The following is a 17,140-nucleotide window of genomic DNA, read 5'->3' as shown; positions in this document are numbered from 1 at the left end:
TTCGCTGTCCGTCGTGGCAATACCCGTTGATTGGAGGCTATGCGATGGAGATCAACGCAAACTGGCCTTTGTCAAACCGCGCAGGCACGCTGGTTCATAGTCACGCATCATACCGCGAAACCAGACATTTGGGCAGTGACGCCGTGCGACCTCTTCGTCCGCATTGCGGGCGTTGGTTCAGAAAGCCGCATTGGAAGCCCCCCAGCGTCCCTGCTTGTGCCTCGGGGTGCGCGCCGGGCCTCACCCGCCGTCCTTCAGCGCGCCATTGTCCCAGGTGCCGCTGGCCTCCTGCCCGGTGGCATAGCGCATGGTGCCCTGACCCTGCCGCTTGCCGTTCTTGAAGGTGCCCTCGTAGACATCGCCGTTGGCATAGGTGGCCACGCCCTGGCCGCTGATCTCGCCGCCGGACCAGGCGCCCTTGTAGCGGAAGCCGTCGGCCATCACGATTTCGCCCTCGCCGTGGCGCTGGCCATCGACGAATTGCCCGGTATAAACCGAGCCGTCGGCATAGGTGGCGGTGCCCTGCCCATGGCGCTGGCCGTCCCGCCATTCGCCCTCGTAGCGGTAGCCGTCGGCATAGGTCATCACGCCGAACCCATGGTTCCTGGCGTTCCTGAACCCGCCCTTGTAGACGATGCCGTTGGCATAGGTGGCGGTGCCCTCGCCGTCGATCACGCCGGCCTTCCAGTCGCCCTCGTAGGTGGATCCGTCGGGATAGGTGATCTTGCCGGTGCCGTCGGCCAGATCGGCGCGGAACTGCCCCTCATAGACCGAGCCGTCGGGATAGGTGACGCGGCCCTCGCCCTCGATCTGTCCGGCCACCCAGGAGCCGGTGTAGACATAGCCGTCGGCGCCGGTGAAACTGCCCTGGCCATGGCGGCGGTCATCGGCAAACTCGCCCTGATAGACATCGCCATTGGCATAGGTCACCTTGCCGCTGCCCTCGCGCCGCCCGGCCACCAGCGTGCCCTCGTAGACGTCGCCGTTGGGCTGGGTCAGCGTGCCGGTGCCGCTGATCTGCCCATCGGCCCAGGTGCCGACATAGGTCAGCCCGTCGGGCATCGTCAGCGTACCCTCGCCGTGGCGCTGGCCGTCGACGATCTCGCCGTCGTAGACGGCGCCGTCGGGATAGGTGATCACGCCCTTGCCCTGTTTCTCGCCGTTCACCCAGTCGCCGCGATACTCATATCCGCCCGGGCTGGTCATCACGCCAAAGCCGTGGTGCTGGGCGTTCTGAAATCCGCCCTCGTAGCGCACGCCGTTGGCATAGGTCGCCACGCCCTGGCCGTCGATCACCCCGTCGACCCAGTCGCCCTCATAGGTGCCGCCGTCGGAAAAGGTGATCTTGCCCAGCCCGTTCGGCTTGCCCTTGGCGAACTCGCCCTCGTAGACCGAGCCATTGGGAAACCGCGCCACGCCCTGACCCTTGATCTCGCCATCGACCCAGTCGCCGGTATACTCATAGCCGTTGGGCAGCCGGTAGGTTCCGGTGCCGTGCTGAAGCCCGCCGCGAAAGGTGCCCTCGTAGACGCCGCCGATGTCGTCCTCGGTGGTCAGAACCTGACCGTCCTGCGCCTGTACCGGGGCCGGTCCGACCAGCGCCAGAGCGGTTGCGATCGCCAATACGGTTCCAAGATGTCTCATCGGATGTCCTGCCTGCCCCATGTGCCTGCCCCATGTGCCTTGCCCCATGTGCCTCATGCGCTCGCCTCATGTGCCTCATGTGCCGCGGCGCCCCCGCGAAGCCATTAGAAACTAGGCGAGGGGGCGGGTTCAAGCAACGTCTTTTGCGCCTGATGGCTTTCCCTCGGCACCCGATCTGATAAATGGCTGGAAAGAGGATTTGCACCGAGGGCAGGATGACCGACCGTTTCCGCGTGACGCTGGCGCAGCTGAACCCCGTCATGGGCGACCTGGAGGGCAATGCGGCCAAGGCGCGCGCGGCCTGGGAGCAGGGCCGCGCGGCCGGCGCCGATCTGGTGGCGCTGCCCGAGATGTTCATCGTCGGCTACAATCCGCAGGATCTGCTGTTGAAGCCCGCCTTTCAGACCGCCGCGGTCGAGGCGGTGCGCCAGCTGGCGGCGGACTGCGCCGACGGCCCGGCGCTGGCCATTGGCGGACCCTGGATCGAGGGGGCACAGCTGTTCAACGCCTATTTCATCCTCAGGGACGGCCGGATCGCCAACACCGTTCTCAAGCACAACCTGCCCAACGAACTGGTCTTTGACGAGGTGCGGATCTTTGACGCCGGACCGTTGGGCGGACCCTATTCGGTGGGCAATACCCGCATCGGCAGCCCGATCTGCGAGGATGCCTGGCACGAGGAGGTCGCCGAGACCCTGGCCGAGACCGGGGCCGAGTTCCTGATCGTGCCCAACGGCTCGCCCTATTACCGCGGCAAGCACGACACGCGGCTCAACCACATGGTCGCGCGGGTGGTCGATACCGGCCTGCCTGTTATCTATCTCAACATGGTGGGCGGGCAGGACGATCAGGTCTTCGACGGCGCCAGCTTCGGCCTCAATCCGGGGGGGCAACTGGCCTTTCAGATGCCGCAGTTCGACGAGGCGATCGCCCATGTGGACCTTGAACGCACCCCCGAGGGCTGGCGCATCCTGCCCGGCGAGGAGCATGTCCATGCCTCCGAATGGGAGCAGGACTATCAGGTGATGGTGATCGCCCTGCGCGATTACCTGGCCAAGAGCGGTTTCAAAAAGGTGCTGCTGGGCCTGTCGGGCGGCATCGACTCGGCCATCGTCGCCGCCATTGCCGCCGATGCGCTGGGACCGGAAAACGTCCGCTGCGTCATGCTGCCCTCGGAATACACCAGCCGCGAGAGCCTTGAGGATGCCGAGGCGGTGGCCAAGGCGCTGGGCTGCCATTACGACTATGTCCCGATCTCCGAGGGGCGGGCGGCGATCACCAACACGCTGGCGCCGCTGTTCGAAGGGCGCGCGGCGGATACCACCGAGGAAAACATCCAGTCGCGCCTGCGCGGCCTGCTGCTGATGGCGATGTCCAACAAGTTCGGCGAGATGCTGCTGACCACCGGCAACAAATCCGAGGTCGCGGTCGGCTATGCCACCATCTACGGCGACATGGCCGGGGGGTACAATCCGATCAAGGATCTGTACAAGACCCGGGTGTTCGAGACCTGCCGCTGGCGCAACGAGAACCACCGCGACTGGATGAAGGGCCCGGCGGGCGAGGTGATCCCGCAGCGGATCATCACCAAACCGCCCAGCGCCGAGCTGCGCCCGGACCAGAAGGACAGCAATAGCCTGCCCGAGTATGACGAGCTGGACGCGATCCTCGATATCCTTGTCGACCGTGACGGCTCCATCGCCGATTGCGTCGCTGCCGGGTTCGACCGGGCCACGGCGAAGAAGGTCGAGCATCTGCTTTATATCAGCGAATACAAACGCTTCCAGTCGGCGCCGGGCGCGCGGCTGACCAGGCGGGCATTCTGGCTCGACCGCCGCTATCCCATCGTCAACCGCTGGCGCGATCCGTCCTGAGCCACCACGGAACCGGCCGCCGCGCTTGACAGGGCGGCCGCCGGAGGGGCATCCAGAGGCGACCGCCGTGACGGGTCGAGCGGCACCGGTCAAGGGGCGCCCATCGACGGCAGAGGAGTGTTCGTGCGTGGCGCATCCCCCCGCATTGCAGATCGCGCCGCCCACCGTGCTGCGGCTCTGGCTTGTCGTGCTTGGCGTCGGGTTGAGCTGGGGGGCGACCGGGCCGCTGTCGAAACTGGCGGTCTCCACCGGGCACAGCGCGATCGGCATCGCCTTCTGGAACACCCTGCTGGCGGCGCTGGCCGCCACCCTGATCCAGACCCTGCGCGGGCGGCGGCTGCCGCTCGGCGCGCGGCATGTCCGCTTCTACCTGATCTGCGGCCTGCTCGGCACCGCGCTGCCCAGCGGCCTGTCCTATACCGCCTATGCGCATTTGCCGATCGGCATCACCGTGATGCTGCTGTCGCTGATCCCGATGGTCACCCTGCTGGTCGCCTGGCCGCTGGGGCTGGAGAGCCCGTCGGGCCGCCGCATTCTGGGCCTTCTGCTGGGGGCGATGGGGGTGGCGCTGATCGTGCTGCCGGGCAGCAGCCTGCCCGACCCTGCTCAGGCGATCTGGATCCTCGCGCCGCTGGCGGTGGCGTTCTCCTATTCCGGCGAGAATATCGTCATCGCCAGATCGCAGATGCGCGATCTGGGCCCCTTCACCACGCTGTGCGGGCTGAGCTGGGGCGCGCTGGTGCTGCTGACCCCGGTGATGCTGGTGACGGACAGCTGGGTCGACATCGCCCGGTTCGGCCCGCCGGAGCAGGCGGTGCTCGCCATCACCGTGCTGAACATGGTGGCCTATGCGGGCTATATCTGGCTGATCGGCCATGCCGGGCCGGTGTTCGCGGCGCAGGTGGGCTATGTGGTCACCGGCACCGGGGTGCTGCTGGGCGTGGCGCTGTTCGGCGAACGCCATTCGATCTGGGTCTGGGCGGCGCTGGGGGTGCTGGTCCTGGGTCTGGCGCTGGTCCAGCCCAAGCGACCGAAAGGCGCTGCCGTCGCGGCACCGGCGCCGGTGCCGCAGGGACCGGCAAAAATGTGATGCGGGCGGCACCGGCCTGAGTATAGTCGCGCCATGCCCGGCCCTCAGCTCACCCCCGTCGTCTCCGACAGCCAGCTTCCCGATCGCGCCGATGTGGTGGTGATCGGCGGCGGCATCGTCGGCGCCTCCACCGCGCTGGAGCTGGCCGAGCGCGGCCTCTCCGTCCTGCTGTGCGAAAAGGGCGTGATTGGCGGCGAGCAGTCCAGCCGCAACTGGGGCTGGGTGCGCCTGTCGATGCGAGATCCGCGCGAGATCCCGCTGATGATCGAGGCGCTGAAGATCTGGGAGGGGCTGGACGCGCGCACCGGGCGCGCCACCGGTTATCGCCGCGCCGGCATCCTGTTTACCGCCGACAGCGCGAAATCCTATGACGAACACGCCCGCTGGGCCGAGAACCTGACCCCCTATCAGATCGAGGCGCGGATGATCTCCGGTGCCGACCTCGGCGCGCTGCTGCCGGGCCATCGGATGGACCTGAAGGGCGCGCTCCACACGCCTTTGGACGGACGGGCGGAGCCGCAGTGGGCCGCCCCCGCCGTCGCCGCCGCCGCCCGCGATGCCGGCGCCACGGTGATGACCGGCTGCGCGGTGCGCACGCTGGACGTGGCGGCGGGTCGTGTGGCGGGCGTGGTGACCGAACTGGGCCGGGTGGCCTGCGATGCGGTGGTGCTGGCGGGCGGCGCCTGGTCGCGGCTCTTCGCCGGCAACGCGGGCATTTCGCTGCCGCAGCTCAAGGTGCTGAACACGGTGATGCGCACCTCGCCGGTCGAGGGCGGGCCGGAGGCCTCGGTCTGGGCCGACCGCTTCGCGCTGCGCAAGCGGGCCGATGGCGGCTATACCGTCGCGTCCGGCACCGAGAACACCGTCGATCTGGTCCCCGATTCCTTCCGCCTCGCGCGGGCCTTCCTGCCCGCGCTGGTCCACGAATGGTCGAGCCTGAAATTCCGCCTCTCATCCCGCTGGGGCGAGGAGGCGCGCCAGCCGCGTCGCTGGGGCCCCGGCGATGTCACCCCGTTCGAGACCTGCCGCATCCTCGATCCGGCGCCCTCGGCGCGGGCGCTGCGGCAATGCTGGGCGGATGCGCAGCGGGCCTTTCCGATCCTGCAAGGGGCCGAGATGCTGCAAAGCTGGGGCGGGATGATCGATGTGACGCCGGATGCGATTCCGGTGATCTCCGGCGTCGACGACCTGCCCGGGCTGCATGTCGCCACCGGCTTCTCCGGCCACGGTTTCGGCATCGGGCCGGGGGCGGGGCGGCTGATGGCCGACATCGTGACGGGGGCGGCGCCGGTGGTGGACCCGAAGGAGTTCCGGCTGTCGCGGTTCAGCGACGGCAGCAAGATCCATCTCGACAAGGGCTTCTGAGAGCGGCGCTGAAAAAAGGTCCCGCCCGGCGTTTCAAACCCGCCGATTTTGCCACATCTGACCATCAGAACACCCCGCGCAAGCGCCGGACCGTGGGGACGGTCCGGCGCTTGCCCTGCGGCCTGCGGCCTTGGTCCGCGCAGGGGGCGTTGCTCAAAGGATCGGCGCGGGGGTGTTCGGAAAACGCCTGAGCCGGGCAGGCTCCGCCTCACATCATCTGATAGCTCACCGGCACGAAGCGGAACCCATCGCCCCGCGTCTCCACGAACCCGGCGGCGGGGAAGGGCATGTGATAGCCGATCATCGGCACCCGGTCAGCCGCCAGCATCCCCAGCACCTGCCGGCGCGCCGCGGTGGCCGCCGCTTTGTCCATATCGAAGCGCACCTCCCATTCGGGATGGGCGAAGGACCAGACATAGTGGTTGGCCAGATCGCCGGCCAGCACCAGCCGCTCGCCGGCGCTGTCCAGATGATACGACATGTGCCCCGGCGTATGGCCGAAGCTGGCCAGCGCGGTGATGCCCGGCGCCACCTCGGCCCCGTCCTCGACGAACGTCAGCTTCTCTGCCAGCGGCGTCACGTTGGCGGCCACCAGATCGCCGACCCGGTTGCCCGGCTCCATCTTGGACCAGAAATCGTATTCCACCCGGCCGGTGACATAGCGCGCGTTGGGAAAGGTCGGCGCGCCATCCGTCATCAGGCCGCCGATGTGGTCGGGGTGCATATGGGTCAGAACCACCAGGTCGATCTGATCGGGGGAAACCCCGGCCTCGGCCAGCGCCCGCGCGATCCCGCCCTGTCCCAGCCCGGTGTCGAACAGGATCCTCTGCCCGCCGCTGTTCACCAGGGTCGGGGTGAAATAGAACTGCGCGGTGTCGGCGGGGATGAAGTTCTCCGCCGAGACGCGGGCGAACTCCGCGTCACTGGCGCCGCCGCCAAAGATCGCCTGAGCGCCCTCGCGCGGCAGGCTGCCGTCCAGCAGGGTGGTCACCGACATCTCGCCCAGCGAAAAGGCGTGGGCGTGGGGCAGCGCGGGCTTGCCGCCGTGGGAGGCGGCCGCGGCCGGGATTGCGGTGGCGGCGGCCAGGGGCAGGGCTGCGGCCCCGGTCAGGGCGGCGCGGCGGGTCAGGGAAATCGTCATGATTATGCTCCTCGTTGAACGACTGACCGGAAACCTAGTGCAGCGGCGGTTTGCGAACAGTGCTTTTCGCGCAGGTTCGGATGAGGTCTTGCGGCCGCCGCGCGCCCGGGCTCAGACGATGCGCGGACCCAGCTCCGCGGGGGCGGCATCGACCGACCAGAAATCCGCCGCCTGCGGCGGGCATTGCCCCAGCGCGCGCTCGAAATCGGCCGGCAGCACCGCCCGTCGCACCGCCCAGGCGGTGGCCTCGATGGCGTTTTGCGGTGTCAGGTTGTGATGCGGGCGCAGCGCCTGCGCCTCCCGCGTCATCTCTTCGCGGGTGCCAAAGGCGCGGATCGGCTCGGAAATGTCCCAGTCGGCCACGAAGATCGCCCGCGGCACGCAGGGCAGCATCGAGGCAAAGATCAGCCCCTGCTGCACACTCACCCGGCGGCGGAACACCAGAAAGACGCCCTGAATGGCGGTATAGGTGTTGTTGTCGGACATCAGCTCCATCCGCTCGCGCGCATCCGTTAGAAAGGCGCGCCACTCGCGGGTGGCGTGGCGATAGCTGTGCGGCATCGGCATGGGCGGTCTCCGTTTAGGCCGAGCTTGCCATGGTGCTGGCAACTGGACAATTCCCGGGCTGTGTGACAAACGGCGCGGCAACAGGAGTGCCCCCATGACCACCACCCGTTTCGCCCCCTCGCCCACCGGTTACATCCATGTCGGAAACCTGCGCACGGCGCTGATGAACTACCTGATCGCCCGCAAGGCCGGCGGCACCTTCATCCTGCGCATCGACGACACCGATCAGGAACGCTCGAAACAGGAGTACATCGACGGAATCCAGGAGGATCTGGAATGGCTGGGGATCACCTGGGACCGGATCGAATACCAGTCCAAACGGCTTGACCGCTATGCCGAGGCCGCTGATCGCCTGCGCGAGATGGGCCGCTTCTACGAGGCGTTCGAGACGCCGACCGAGCTGGATCTCAAGCGCAAGAAACAGCTCAACATGGGCAAGCCGCCGGTCTATGACCGCGCCGCCCTCACGCTTTCCGAGGCGGAGAAGGACGCACTGCGCGCCGAGCGCGGCAGCGGCGTGTGGCGATTCAAGCTGGACCAGCAGCGGATCGAATGGGCCGACGGCATCCTGGGCAATATCTCGATCGACGCCGCCAGCGTCAGCGACCCGGTGCTGATCCGCGGCGACGGCCAGGTTCTGTACACTCTGGCCTCCGTTGTGGACGATACCGAGATGGGGGTGACCGACGTCGTGCGCGGCGCCGACCACGTGACCAACACCGCCACCCAGATCCAGATCATCGAGGCGCTGGGCGGCACCGCGCCGCGCTTTGCGCACCATTCGCTGCTGACCGGCCCGCAGGGCGAGGCGCTGTCGAAACGGCTCGGCACGCTGTCGCTGCGCGACCTGCGTGCACAGGGGGTGCAGCCGATGGCGCTGCTGTCGCTGATGGCGCGGCTGGGGTCCTCCGATCCGGTGGAACTGCGCGCCGGGATCGACGAGCTGATCGAGGGCTTCGACATTTCCCGCTTCGGCGCGGCGCCAACCAAGTTCGACGTGAACGACCTCTTTCCGCTGACCGCGCGGTATCTGCAATCGCTGCCGCTCTCGGCGGTGAAGGAGCGGATTGATGCGCTGGGCGTACCGGCGGATCTGGCCGAGCCGTTCTGGCTGATGGCGCGGGAGAATATCACCACGCTGGACGATCTGGGCGGCTGGTGGACCCTGTGCCGCGACGGCGCCGAACCGCTGATCGCGGAGGAAGACAAGGAATTCATCGCCGAGGCGATGACGCTGCTGCCCGAGGGGCCGTTCGACAGCACGACCTGGGGCGCATGGACCGCCGCCGTCAAAGAGGCGACCGGGCGCAAGGGCAAGGGCCTTTTCATGCCGCTGCGCAAGGCGCTGACGGGCATGGAGCGCGGGCCGGAAATGGCGGCGCTGATGCCGCTGCTGCAACAGGTGCGGGCGCGGGGATAACCGCGCCCGGGTTTCGGGCGATGGCGACGCCGGCGGCAGCCTCCGGCGCGGATATTTGCAGTGAAAGGAAGCGGGCGGGGGCGGGTCAGTCCCCCTCGATCACCCGCGCGCCGATCGCCCTGAGCCGGTTGTCGACAAAGGCGGTTTCCCCGGGTTTCAGGGGCTGGTGACGCGGATACCGCGGCGCGGCGCGGTCGTCGAGGATCGGCGCGTCCCAACCGTCGGTGGTGGCAAAGAAACGCTCGGCGCCCTCGGTGCCGAATTCGCGCAGATACCCCTGCACCACCACGTCAAGATAACTCATCAGGATCGGATAGGCGCGGGTCGGGCTGTGATGGCGATGCTCGGGCACGGCATAGACCGCGATCTCGATCTCGTGGCGCAGGAAATGGGTGACATCCGCCGTCGCGGGCACCCGGTCATAGGCCCATTCGCGCTGGTCCAGCTTGTCCCAGTCGCCGCCGGGCACATGGGCGATCATGCCGTCGATCTCGCTCGCCGGATCGGGGATCGCGGTCAGAAAGGCGACCTCGCGCAGATCGGTATGCCGCCAGGCCCGCCGCCAGCCCGACAGCCGCGCCGGGCGCGGGTCCGAGAAATCATGGGTGGCGGCGTTCACCAGGCTGCCGTAGCCAAAGAAATAGGGGTCTGCCATCTGGGTGCGGTCCGGGTTGCTGTGATTTGACAATTGATATATGTCAAACCGCTTTTTTCGCAGAAGTGCAATAAGCGAGCCAGGGAGCATGAGAGGGGAAAGCACGTGCGAATCACGAAACGGACCAATATCGCCATTCGCCTGCTGATGTATTGTGCCACGCACAAGGACAGGCTGGTCACGAAAGCCGAGATTGCCGAAACCTGCAACGTGTCCGAGAACCATCTGGCGCAGGTGATCAACCAGCTCAGCCAACTCAGCTATCTGCGCACCCAGCGTGGGCGCAATGGCGGCATGAGCCTGGCGATACCAGCCCGGAAGATCCGGATCGGTGAGGTGTTCCGCCTGATCGAGGGAGGTCTGCCGCTTGCTGAATGTTTCGCGGATGCCGACAACACCTGCCCGCTGGTCTCGGCCTGCCGGCTGCGGGTGGCGCTGTCGGACGCGGCGCAGGCCTTTTACGCCTCGCTGGACGAGGTCACGCTCGACGCGCTGATCTGCGACAATCTCGATCTCGAGAAACTGTTGCAGCCGGTCACCTGCGGGCGCTGAGCGCTTACTCCCGGCCGCGCAGCACCTGCGCGGGGCGCGCCGCCAGCGGGCGCCAGGCAAACAGCAGACCGGCGAGAAGCGTGGCCAGAACGCCGCCCAGAACGATGGCGATGGCCGCGGGCCAGATCACCACGAAATCGGTGTCCAGAACGCCGCGGCTGACCGCCCAGGCCCCGGCGATGCCGGCCCCGAGCGCGACCGATCCGGCCGCCGCGCCCATCAGCGCGCTGCGCAGGGCAAAGCTCAGCAGGATGCGCCGCCGCGCGGCGCCCAGCGTCTTCAGCACCGCGGCCTCATAGGTGCGCGCGCCGACCCCGGCCGCCGCCGCACCGATCAGCACCAGGAACCCGGTCACAAGCGAGATCCCCGCGCCCCAGGAGGTGGCGGCGGCGATCCCCGCCAGAACCTCGGACACCCGGTCGATGGCGTCGCGCACGCGGATCGCGGTGATATTTGGAAACAGCTCCGCCAGATCGCGCAGGATCGCCGCCTCGGCCTGCGGTGCGGCGTAGACGGTGGCGATGAAGGTATGCGGCGCCGCGGCGAGGGCGGCGGGGTTCAGGGTCAGGATGAAACCCATCCCGGCGGTCGAGAAATCCACCTCGCGGAAGCTGGTGATGGTGGCGGTGATGTCGCGGCCCAGCACGTTGACCGTCATCGTGTCGCCCAGCTTCAGCCCCATCTCAGCGGCCTCCTCGGCGGCAAAGCTGATCTGCGGCGGGCCGGAATATGCCTCGGGCCACCATGTGCCGGCGGTAATCCGGGTCCGGTCGCCGGGACTTTGGGCATAGGTCACGCCGCGGTCGCCGCGCAGCACCCAGTGTTCGCCCGCCACCTCGCGCGCGGGCTGCCCGTTGATCCGGGTGATCACGCCGCGCAGCATCGGCGCGCTTTCGATCCGCGAGACCGCCGGGTCGCCCTCCAGCCGGTCCAGGAAACCGGGCATCTGATCCTTCTGGATGTCGACAAAGAAATAGGACGGCGCCACATCGGGCAGATTGCCCGAGATGGCGTTGCGCAGGTTGCCGTCGATCTGCCCCACGGCGGAGAGCACCGAGAGCCCGAGACCCAGCGACAGCACAACCGAGGCCGCACCCTCCTGCCGCGCGCCGATGGCCGCCAGCGCCCAGCGCAGCGCCGGGCGGCCGCGCGCCGCCGGTCCGGCCCGCCGGGCCAGATACCGCATCAGCTGCGCCGCCAGCGCCAGCAGCGCCAGCGCCCCGGCGATCCCGCCCGCGGTCCACAGCGTCAGACGCAGCGTACCGCTGAACCAGGCGGCAAGCCCGATCAGCAGCGCCAGCGCGGCGGCGATCACCGCCAGATAGCGCGGCGCCGGCAGCAGCCGCGCCCCCGAGAGCGCCTCGCGGAACAGGGTGGCAGCGCGGACGTCTTCGGTGCGGGCCAGCGGCCAGAGGGTAAAGACCAGCGCGGTGAGCACCCCGTAGAGCGCCGCCTCGCCCAGCGGCCGCGGATAGAGGGTAAAGATCGCCGGCACCGGCAATTGCGCCCCGATCAGCGGCCCCATCAGCACCGGCAGCCCGCCGCCCAGCGCCAGCCCCAGCGCGATGCCAAGCAGCGCCAGCGCGCCGATCTGCAGGAAATAGGTCTGAAAGATGGTGGCGCGATCCGCCCCCAGCGTGCGCAGGGTGGCGATCACCTGCGTCTTGCCGGCCAGATAGGCGCGCACCGCCGCCGAGACGCCGACGCCCCCAACGGCCAGCCCCGAGAGACCCACCAGGACCAGAAAGGCGCCCAGCCGCTCGACGAAGCGCGCCACGCCCGGGGCGCCGTTGCGGGCATCACGCCAACGCAGGCCCGAAGTTTCCAGCTGCGCCCTGGCGGCGGCCTCCAGCGCCGGCAGATCGGCCCCTTCGGGCAGGTCCAGCCGGTATTTGCTGGTATAGATCGTTCCGGGCGCCAGCAGGCCGGACCCGGCCAGCGCCGGGGTGGCGACCAGGGTGCGCGGCCCCAGCGAAAACCCCGCCGCCGCGCTGTCCGGCTCGCGCTCCAGCGCGGCCATCAGCACGAAGGCCTGCGTGCCGAGGTTGAAGCGGTCGCCGGGGGCCAGCCCCAGCCGGTCGATCAGCACCCGCTCCATCACCGCGCCGGGCAGGCCGTCCTGGCCCGCAAGCGCCGCCTCCAGCGGTATTCCGGGCGACAGCGCCACGGCCCCGATCAGCGGATAGGCATCGTCCACCGCCTTCACCTGGGTCAGGGCGCGATCGGTCTGAGCGCCGCGCTCCACCACCGCCATCGAGCGGAAATCGACGATCTCCGAGACCCGCAGCGCGCTCTGCTCCATCCAGGCGCGTTCCGCCTCACTGGCGAAACGATAGGTGAAATCCAACTCGGCATCGCCGCCGAGCAGCGCCGCGCCCTCCCGCGTCAGCCCGGCCTCGATTGCGGCACGGACCGAGCCGACAGCGGCGATCGCCGCCACCCCCAGCGTCAGGCAGGCCAGAAAGATGCCGAACCCGCGCAGGCCGCCGCGCAGCTCGCGCCGGGCAAAGCGGGCGGCCAGACGCAGGCTCATTCCGCGGCGTCCCGGGCGGCATCCGTGGCAATGCGCCCGTCGCGCAGACCGATCACCCGGTCGCAGCGGGCGGCCAGATCCGGCGCGTGGGTGACCAGCACCAGCGTCGCGCCGTGGCGGTCGCGCAGATCGAACAGCATGTCCATGATCGCCCGCCCGTTGGTCTCGTCGAGATTGCCGGTCGGCTCGTCCGCCAGCAGGATCTGCGGCCGCGGCGCGGCGGCGCGGGCCAGCGCCACGCGCTGCTGTTCGCCGCCCGACAGCTCCGAGGGATAGTGCCCGGCGCGCGGCCCCAGCCCCACCGCCTGGAGCTCGGCCTCGGCGCGGGCAAAGGCGTCGCGGTGACCGGCCAGCTCCAGCGGGGTGGCCACGTTCTCCAGTGCGGTCATGGTCGGGATCAGGTGAAACGACTGGAACACCACCCCCATGTGGTCGCGCCGGAACCGGGCCAGCGCATCCTCGTCCATCGCGGTCAGGTCATGGCCCAGCGCCATGACGCTGCCGCCGGTGGCGCGCTCCAGCCCGCCCATCAGCATCAGCAGCGAGGATTTGCCCGACCCCGAGGGGCCAACCAGCCCCAGCGTCTCGCCCCTGCGCACCTCCAGCGTGATGCCATGCAGGATATCGACCCGCCCGGCATTGCCATTCAGCGACAAAGCAGCATCTTTGAGCGTGAGTACGGGGTCGGTCATGGGCCATCCTGTCGAAACTGTCCTAACGGATATGGAGCGCCGGACGACATGCGCAAGTTCTTCGTCGGATTGATGTTTTGTCTCTGTGCCCCCTGGGCCGCGGCGGCGCAGGTGACCATCGCCGCGCTGGGTGACAGCCTGACGCAGGGCTACGGGCTGCCGGCCGAACAGGGCTTCGTGCCGCAATTGCAGGACTGGCTGCGCGCGCAGGGCGCCGATGTGGCGCTGCTCAATGCCGGGGTTTCGGGCGACACCACCGCCGGCGGCGCCGCGCGGGTGGGCTGGACGCTGACGCCCGAGGTGGACGCGATGATCGTGACGCTGGGCGGCAATGACCTGTTGCGCGGAATTGCGCCGGAGGTGGCGCGCGGCAATCTGGAGAGCATCCTGCAGGCGGCGCGGGAGGCCGGGATCGCGGTGCTGCTGGTGGGGATGCAGGCGCCGGGCAACTACGGCCCCGACTACAAGACAGAGTTTGACGCGATCTATCCCGATCTGGCGGCGCAGTACGGCACACTCTACGCGCAAAGCTTCTTTGCCGGGCTGGACGGGTTGCGCGACGATCCGGCCGCGCTGACCCGCTACATGCAGCCCGACGGCATCCATCCCAGCGCCGAGGGCGTGGCCAGGATCGTCGCGGCGCTGGGACCGACCGTGCTGGAGCTGGTGGCGCGGGCGGAGCGGGAGTGAGGGGCCATCTGCTGCCCCTGATCTAGCCCGAACAGCGCCGAGGCCGCAGGGCCGCGCCGGGCCGCCCCTCCGGGCGGGCGCTTGTGCAACCCTGGCGCACAGAACTCATGCCCGATGTGGCCGCTGCCCTCTGCTGCGCTCTTGGCCAAAGCAATAGGCTCGCCACAAACGAAAACCCCCTCCCGGCCAGGGCCGGAAGGGGGCGGAAATTCCTGTCTCCGGCCCGAGGGCCGGACGTCAGGTTCAGGCCAGGGCCAGATTGATCGCCGATTCGCGGCCGTCACGGCCGGCTTCGATATCGAAGGTCACTTTCTGGTTGTCGGCCAGGCCGGTCAGGCCCGAACGCTCGACAGCCGAGATGTGCACGAACACATCTTTGCCGCCGGATTCCGGTGCGATGAAGCCGTAGCCTTTGGTGGTGTTGAACCATTTGACGGTGCCATTAGCCATCGTCGTTTCTCCTTTACATGTCTGCCCGCGGAATGCGGCAGGTCGGCTCGGTCGTAGCAAGATCGAAGACTGAGCCTTGGTAGAGGAGCAGTGGGGTCGATAGCGTAACGTTGCCCGCCATACATGGCGGTTTGCGAGATTCGGTGCAAGAGGCCATGCAGCGAATATTTCCCCCTGTCACTCCCAGGCATCCAGCGCCAGAAGCTGGCCATAGGACAGCACAGGCGCGATCGCCCCGTCGTCTCCGGGGTGGAATCCGGGGTCCTGCGGCAGGCAGCCCGGCCCGCATATCTGCACCGCCAGCATCGCCTGGCTGTCGATGTACCACAGCCGCCCGCCCGGCGTCGCGACATAGCCGTTCACCCCCTCGGCGTGGTCGCTGCGCATGTCCAGCGCGGTCGGAAACTCGGCCGGAACCGAGGGATCGTAGGCGCCGTGGGTGTGCAGCGAGGCGATCAGGTCGAACCCGGCCCCCGGCATCACCGGGGTGCAGCCGTTGTGGTGGCCGCGCACGATCTCGGTAAAGCCCGGCCTGTGGTCGGCGCTCCGGCCCAGGTATCCGCAATACTCGTAGCGCGCCACGAAACTGAGGTGCTGGATCGGCGCCAGCCGGGCCTTGAGCATCGCCACCTCGCCGGGATCGGGCGGGGTGTAGGCCGGCAGCGGCTCCAGACTCAGCGCCAGGAGGAGCAGAAGGGTTGGCACCATCACCGCGGCGGCCTGCTCACAGCCGGACCCCGAGCCGCGCGGCGGACAGCGTCACCGCCACATAAAGCACCACGGTCAGCAGGCAGCCGGCGGTCAGCGCCGCCCAGAACCCCCAGCCGCGCGTCAGCAGGGCCGGGATCAGCAGGAACATCGGCAGCGACGGGATCACATACCAGAAGGTCGCCTGGGCATGATCGGCCATGTTCTGCGCGTCCGGCTTGTCGCGCCAGAGCCAGATCATCCCCAGAACCGAGATCAGCGGCAGCGAGGCGATCAGCGCGCCGATCCCCGGCGCGCGCTTGGCGACCTCGGAGACGGCGACGACGAGGAGGCCGGAAATCAGGGCCTTGACGATGAGGTATCCCATGCCGTCATCCTGCCGCAGGACCGGCCGTCTGGGCAAGCGCCGAACGACGCGCACCCTTGCGGCCGGGGGCGGGTTTTCCCATATGATTTACCGAATGTGTTTTTTCGAAAGGACGCTCAGATGGCGGGCAAGAAACTGACCTGTTTGGACTGCGGGCAACTGAACCGGGTGCCGGAGGAAAAGCTGGCGGCAGGGCCGAAATGCGGCACCTGCGGCGCGCCGCTGATGTCGGGCAAGGCGGTCGAGGTCGATGCCGCGACGCTGGCCAAGGCGGCGCAGAACGACGATGTGCCGCTGGTGGCCGATTTCTGGGCCCCCTGGTGCGGCCCCTGCCGGATGATGGCGCCCGAGTTCTCCCGCGCGGCGCAGACGCTTCAGGGCCGCGCCCGGCTGGTCAAGCTCAATACCGAAGAGCATCAGGCGGCCGGCATGAAATACGGCATCCGCGGCATTCCCACGATGGTGGAATTCGCCGGCGGGCGCGAGGTCAAGCGGCAGTCGGGCGCGATGCGAGAGCCGCAGATCGTCAGCTGGATCGGCGTCTGAGCCGGACACTGTAGGCCGCCGCCTTATGCCGATGGCGCGGCGGCGGTGCTACAATGGCTACAATGCGCGCGCGCGCATGACGGCCTGTGAAAGGTTGGGATCGCGGAGCTTCTGCAGCTTGACCGTAACCATTCCCTTTTGCCCGTCCGCGCCAATGATCTGGGTGAACGACAGAATCTTTTGCGCCTCGATCAGCGGGGTCAGGTCAAGCATGAGGCCCTTCTGCGACAGGACCATCCTGTCGTCCCGCTTGTCCAGATTCCACTGGTGCAGACCTTCGTAGCCGCCGCCCTCTGCCTCGTTCGGGTGAAACCGCAGGATGATGCCCCCACCAACCTTGCACATCGCAATCAGGTTGTGCAGGCCAAGCAACGGATCAATCGAATGGTCCAGTGAATTCCGACACCAGACGATATCGAATTTGTTCTCACCCAACGCGCCGGGCGCGGTCTCAAAAAAGCCGGTACGCGGTCGCGGGACACCTTCGACACCGGCGTTGTCCAGAATTTGGTTATAGACGTCTGCCAACGGGTCGATGAGGGTCAGGCGGGCTTCACGCTCGGGGCTGACGTAGCCCAGAATGCTCAACGGTCCCGATCCGATGTCCAGGATTTCGACCGGCGCGTTCCGGTCGGTGCCCAGATCGTCGAGAAAGGTCGTTATCTCGTTGATCAGCGGCGCATTCGGATTGGTCCGGTTCTCGAAATCCTCGGGCCATTTTCCTCCGGAGGATCGAACCCAGTGGCGCCAGAACTGCGCTTCGTTCTTTGCGCGGTCTTTCCACGCGTCTTTGTCCATTTCCGGCAGGTCAGCTGTAGACATCTTTTCTTCCCAAATCGGATGTGT

Annotated in this window: 17 protein-coding genes; 7 read left to right on the top strand and 10 right to left on the bottom strand. The window is 68.0% G+C overall.

Annotated features, from left to right (window positions below):
- Window positions 1–240 precede the first annotated feature (240 nt).
- Window positions 241–1,644: an MORN repeat-containing protein gene (locus tag E1832_RS18985; RefSeq protein ID WP_133361355.1), complete on the bottom strand. Its 1,404-nt coding sequence runs from the start codon at window positions 1,642–1,644 to the stop codon at window positions 241–243.
- 215 nt (window positions 1,645–1,859) lie between these two features.
- On the opposite strand from E1832_RS18985, the gene E1832_RS18980 reads away from it, so the two are divergent.
- The 3 genes from E1832_RS18980 to E1832_RS18970 all read left to right on the top strand — a co-directional run bounded on the left by E1832_RS18980 (window position 1,860) and on the right by E1832_RS18970 (window position 5,973).
- On the top strand, window positions 1,860–3,518 hold the full coding sequence (locus tag E1832_RS18980) for an NAD+ synthase (RefSeq protein ID WP_133361354.1): 1,659 nt from the start codon (window positions 1,860–1,862) through the stop codon (window positions 3,516–3,518).
- Window positions 3,519–3,645: 127 nt separating this feature from the next.
- A complete protein-coding gene (locus E1832_RS18975) occupies window positions 3,646–4,608 on the top strand; it encodes a DMT family transporter (protein ID WP_165978931.1) in 963 nt (320 codons plus the stop codon).
- A 33-nt stretch (window positions 4,609–4,641) separates the two neighbouring features.
- Window positions 4,642–5,973, top strand: a complete 1,332-nt coding sequence (locus E1832_RS18970) for an NAD(P)/FAD-dependent oxidoreductase (RefSeq protein ID WP_133361352.1) — start codon at window positions 4,642–4,644, stop codon at window positions 5,971–5,973.
- A gap of 208 nt (window positions 5,974–6,181) precedes the next feature.
- On the opposite strand, the gene E1832_RS18965 is transcribed toward E1832_RS18970, so the two are convergent.
- Together E1832_RS18965 and E1832_RS18960 are read right to left on the bottom strand one after the other, a co-directional pair.
- Complete coding sequence (locus E1832_RS18965) at window positions 6,182–7,114, bottom strand: MBL fold metallo-hydrolase (protein ID WP_133361351.1); 933 nt, start codon at window positions 7,112–7,114, stop codon at window positions 6,182–6,184.
- 111 nt (window positions 7,115–7,225) lie between these two features.
- Window positions 7,226–7,681, bottom strand: a complete 456-nt coding sequence (locus E1832_RS18960; RefSeq protein WP_133361350.1) for a DUF2267 domain-containing protein — start codon at window positions 7,679–7,681, stop codon at window positions 7,226–7,228.
- Between the two features lie 94 nt (window positions 7,682–7,775).
- On the opposite strand from E1832_RS18960, the gene gltX reads away from it, so the two are divergent.
- On the top strand, window positions 7,776–9,101 hold the full coding sequence (gene gltX, locus E1832_RS18955; RefSeq protein WP_133361349.1) for a glutamate--tRNA ligase: 1,326 nt from the start codon (window positions 7,776–7,778) through the stop codon (window positions 9,099–9,101).
- Window positions 9,102–9,186: 85 nt separating this feature from the next.
- On the opposite strand, the gene E1832_RS18950 is transcribed toward gltX, so the two are convergent.
- Window positions 9,187–9,756: a gamma-glutamylcyclotransferase family protein gene (locus E1832_RS18950; RefSeq protein ID WP_133361348.1), complete on the bottom strand. Its 570-nt coding sequence runs from the start codon at window positions 9,754–9,756 to the stop codon at window positions 9,187–9,189.
- Between the two features lie 105 nt (window positions 9,757–9,861).
- On the opposite strand from E1832_RS18950, the gene E1832_RS18945 reads away from it, so the two are divergent.
- Complete coding sequence (locus E1832_RS18945) at window positions 9,862–10,308, top strand: RrF2 family transcriptional regulator (RefSeq protein WP_133361347.1); 447 nt, start codon at window positions 9,862–9,864, stop codon at window positions 10,306–10,308.
- A gap of 4 nt (window positions 10,309–10,312) precedes the next feature.
- Here E1832_RS18945 and E1832_RS18940 read toward each other — a convergent pair whose 3' ends face one another.
- Entirely contained in the window at window positions 10,313–12,841 is a 2,529-nt protein-coding gene (locus E1832_RS18940; protein ID WP_133361346.1) for an ABC transporter permease, read from the bottom strand.
- A complete protein-coding gene (locus E1832_RS18935) occupies window positions 12,838–13,533 on the bottom strand; it encodes an ABC transporter ATP-binding protein (RefSeq protein WP_133361345.1) in 696 nt (231 codons plus the stop codon). The genes E1832_RS18940 and E1832_RS18935 overlap by 4 nt, the downstream gene beginning before the upstream one ends.
- A 48-nt stretch (window positions 13,534–13,581) precedes the next feature.
- On the opposite strand from E1832_RS18935, the gene E1832_RS18930 reads away from it, so the two are divergent.
- Window positions 13,582–14,223: an arylesterase gene (locus E1832_RS18930; protein ID WP_133361344.1), complete on the top strand. Its 642-nt coding sequence runs from the start codon at window positions 13,582–13,584 to the stop codon at window positions 14,221–14,223.
- 243 nt (window positions 14,224–14,466) lie between these two features.
- On the opposite strand, the gene E1832_RS18925 is transcribed toward E1832_RS18930, so the two are convergent.
- The 3 genes from E1832_RS18925 to E1832_RS18915 all read right to left on the bottom strand — a co-directional run bounded on the left by E1832_RS18925 (window position 14,467) and on the right by E1832_RS18915 (window position 15,748).
- Window positions 14,467–14,673: a cold-shock protein gene (locus E1832_RS18925; protein ID WP_132827816.1), complete on the bottom strand. Its 207-nt coding sequence runs from the start codon at window positions 14,671–14,673 to the stop codon at window positions 14,467–14,469.
- Window positions 14,674–14,850: 177 nt separating this feature from the next.
- The gene (locus E1832_RS18920) at window positions 14,851–15,381 is read right to left on the bottom strand and encodes a DUF4329 domain-containing protein (protein WP_133361343.1); all 531 of its coding nucleotides are present in this window, start codon (window positions 15,379–15,381) and stop codon (window positions 14,851–14,853) included.
- A gap of 16 nt (window positions 15,382–15,397) precedes the next feature.
- Window positions 15,398–15,748, bottom strand: coding sequence for a DUF3147 family protein (locus tag E1832_RS18915; protein ID WP_133361342.1), 351 nt, complete (start codon window positions 15,746–15,748; stop codon window positions 15,398–15,400).
- Window positions 15,749–15,868: 120 nt separating this feature from the next.
- Here E1832_RS18915 and trxC point away from each other — a divergent pair, with 120 nt between their 5' ends.
- A complete protein-coding gene (gene trxC, locus E1832_RS18910) occupies window positions 15,869–16,294 on the top strand; it encodes a thioredoxin TrxC (RefSeq protein WP_133361341.1) in 426 nt (141 codons plus the stop codon).
- Window positions 16,295–16,351: 57 nt separating this feature from the next.
- On the opposite strand, the gene E1832_RS18905 is transcribed toward trxC, so the two are convergent.
- Window positions 16,352–17,116 carry a class I SAM-dependent methyltransferase gene (locus E1832_RS18905; protein ID WP_133361340.1) on the bottom strand — a complete coding sequence of 255 codons (765 nt, stop codon included), beginning with the start codon at window positions 17,114–17,116 and terminating at the stop codon, window positions 16,352–16,354.
- Window positions 17,117–17,140 lie beyond the last annotated feature (24 nt).

Origin of the sequence: Antarcticimicrobium luteum, assembly GCF_004358185.1 — a bacterium.
Classification (GTDB): Bacteria; Pseudomonadota; Alphaproteobacteria; order Rhodobacterales; family Rhodobacteraceae; genus Antarcticimicrobium; species Antarcticimicrobium luteum.
The sequence above is the reverse complement of the archived record's forward strand: the minus strand, read 5'-3'. Positions and strand labels throughout refer to the sequence as shown.

What these genes read in the sequence shown, in the direction of transcription:
- E1832_RS18905 (WP_133361340.1), bottom strand. Translation starts at nt 17,116, where the DNA reads ATGTCTACAGCTGACCTGCCGGAAATGGACAAAGACGCGTGGAAAGAC.
- E1832_RS18980 (WP_133361354.1), top strand. Translation starts at nt 1,860, where the DNA reads ATGACCGACCGTTTCCGCGTGACGCTGGCGCAGCTGAACCCCGTCATG.
- E1832_RS18985 (WP_133361355.1), bottom strand. Translation starts at nt 1,644, where the DNA reads ATGAGACATCTTGGAACCGTATTGGCGATCGCAACCGCTCTGGCGCTG.
- E1832_RS18965 (WP_133361351.1), bottom strand. Translation starts at nt 7,114, where the DNA reads ATGACGATTTCCCTGACCCGCCGCGCCGCCCTGACCGGGGCCGCAGCC.
- E1832_RS18920 (WP_133361343.1), bottom strand. Translation starts at nt 15,381, where the DNA reads ATGGTGCCAACCCTTCTGCTCCTCCTGGCGCTGAGTCTGGAGCCGCTG.
- E1832_RS18970 (WP_133361352.1), top strand. Translation starts at nt 4,642, where the DNA reads ATGCCCGGCCCTCAGCTCACCCCCGTCGTCTCCGACAGCCAGCTTCCC.
- E1832_RS18950 (WP_133361348.1), bottom strand. Translation starts at nt 9,756, where the DNA reads ATGGCAGACCCCTATTTCTTTGGCTACGGCAGCCTGGTGAACGCCGCC.
- E1832_RS18925 (WP_132827816.1), bottom strand. Translation starts at nt 14,673, where the DNA reads ATGGCTAATGGCACCGTCAAATGGTTCAACACCACCAAAGGCTACGGC.
- E1832_RS18915 (WP_133361342.1), bottom strand. Translation starts at nt 15,748, where the DNA reads ATGGGATACCTCATCGTCAAGGCCCTGATTTCCGGCCTCCTCGTCGTC.
- gltX (WP_133361349.1), top strand. Translation starts at nt 7,776, where the DNA reads ATGACCACCACCCGTTTCGCCCCCTCGCCCACCGGTTACATCCATGTC.
- E1832_RS18935 (WP_133361345.1), bottom strand. Translation starts at nt 13,533, where the DNA reads ATGACCGACCCCGTACTCACGCTCAAAGATGCTGCTTTGTCGCTGAAT.
- E1832_RS18960 (WP_133361350.1), bottom strand. Translation starts at nt 7,681, where the DNA reads ATGCCGATGCCGCACAGCTATCGCCACGCCACCCGCGAGTGGCGCGCC.
- E1832_RS18940 (WP_133361346.1), bottom strand. Translation starts at nt 12,841, where the DNA reads ATGAGCCTGCGTCTGGCCGCCCGCTTTGCCCGGCGCGAGCTGCGCGGC.
- E1832_RS18930 (WP_133361344.1), top strand. Translation starts at nt 13,582, where the DNA reads ATGCGCAAGTTCTTCGTCGGATTGATGTTTTGTCTCTGTGCCCCCTGG.
- trxC (WP_133361341.1), top strand. Translation starts at nt 15,869, where the DNA reads ATGGCGGGCAAGAAACTGACCTGTTTGGACTGCGGGCAACTGAACCGG.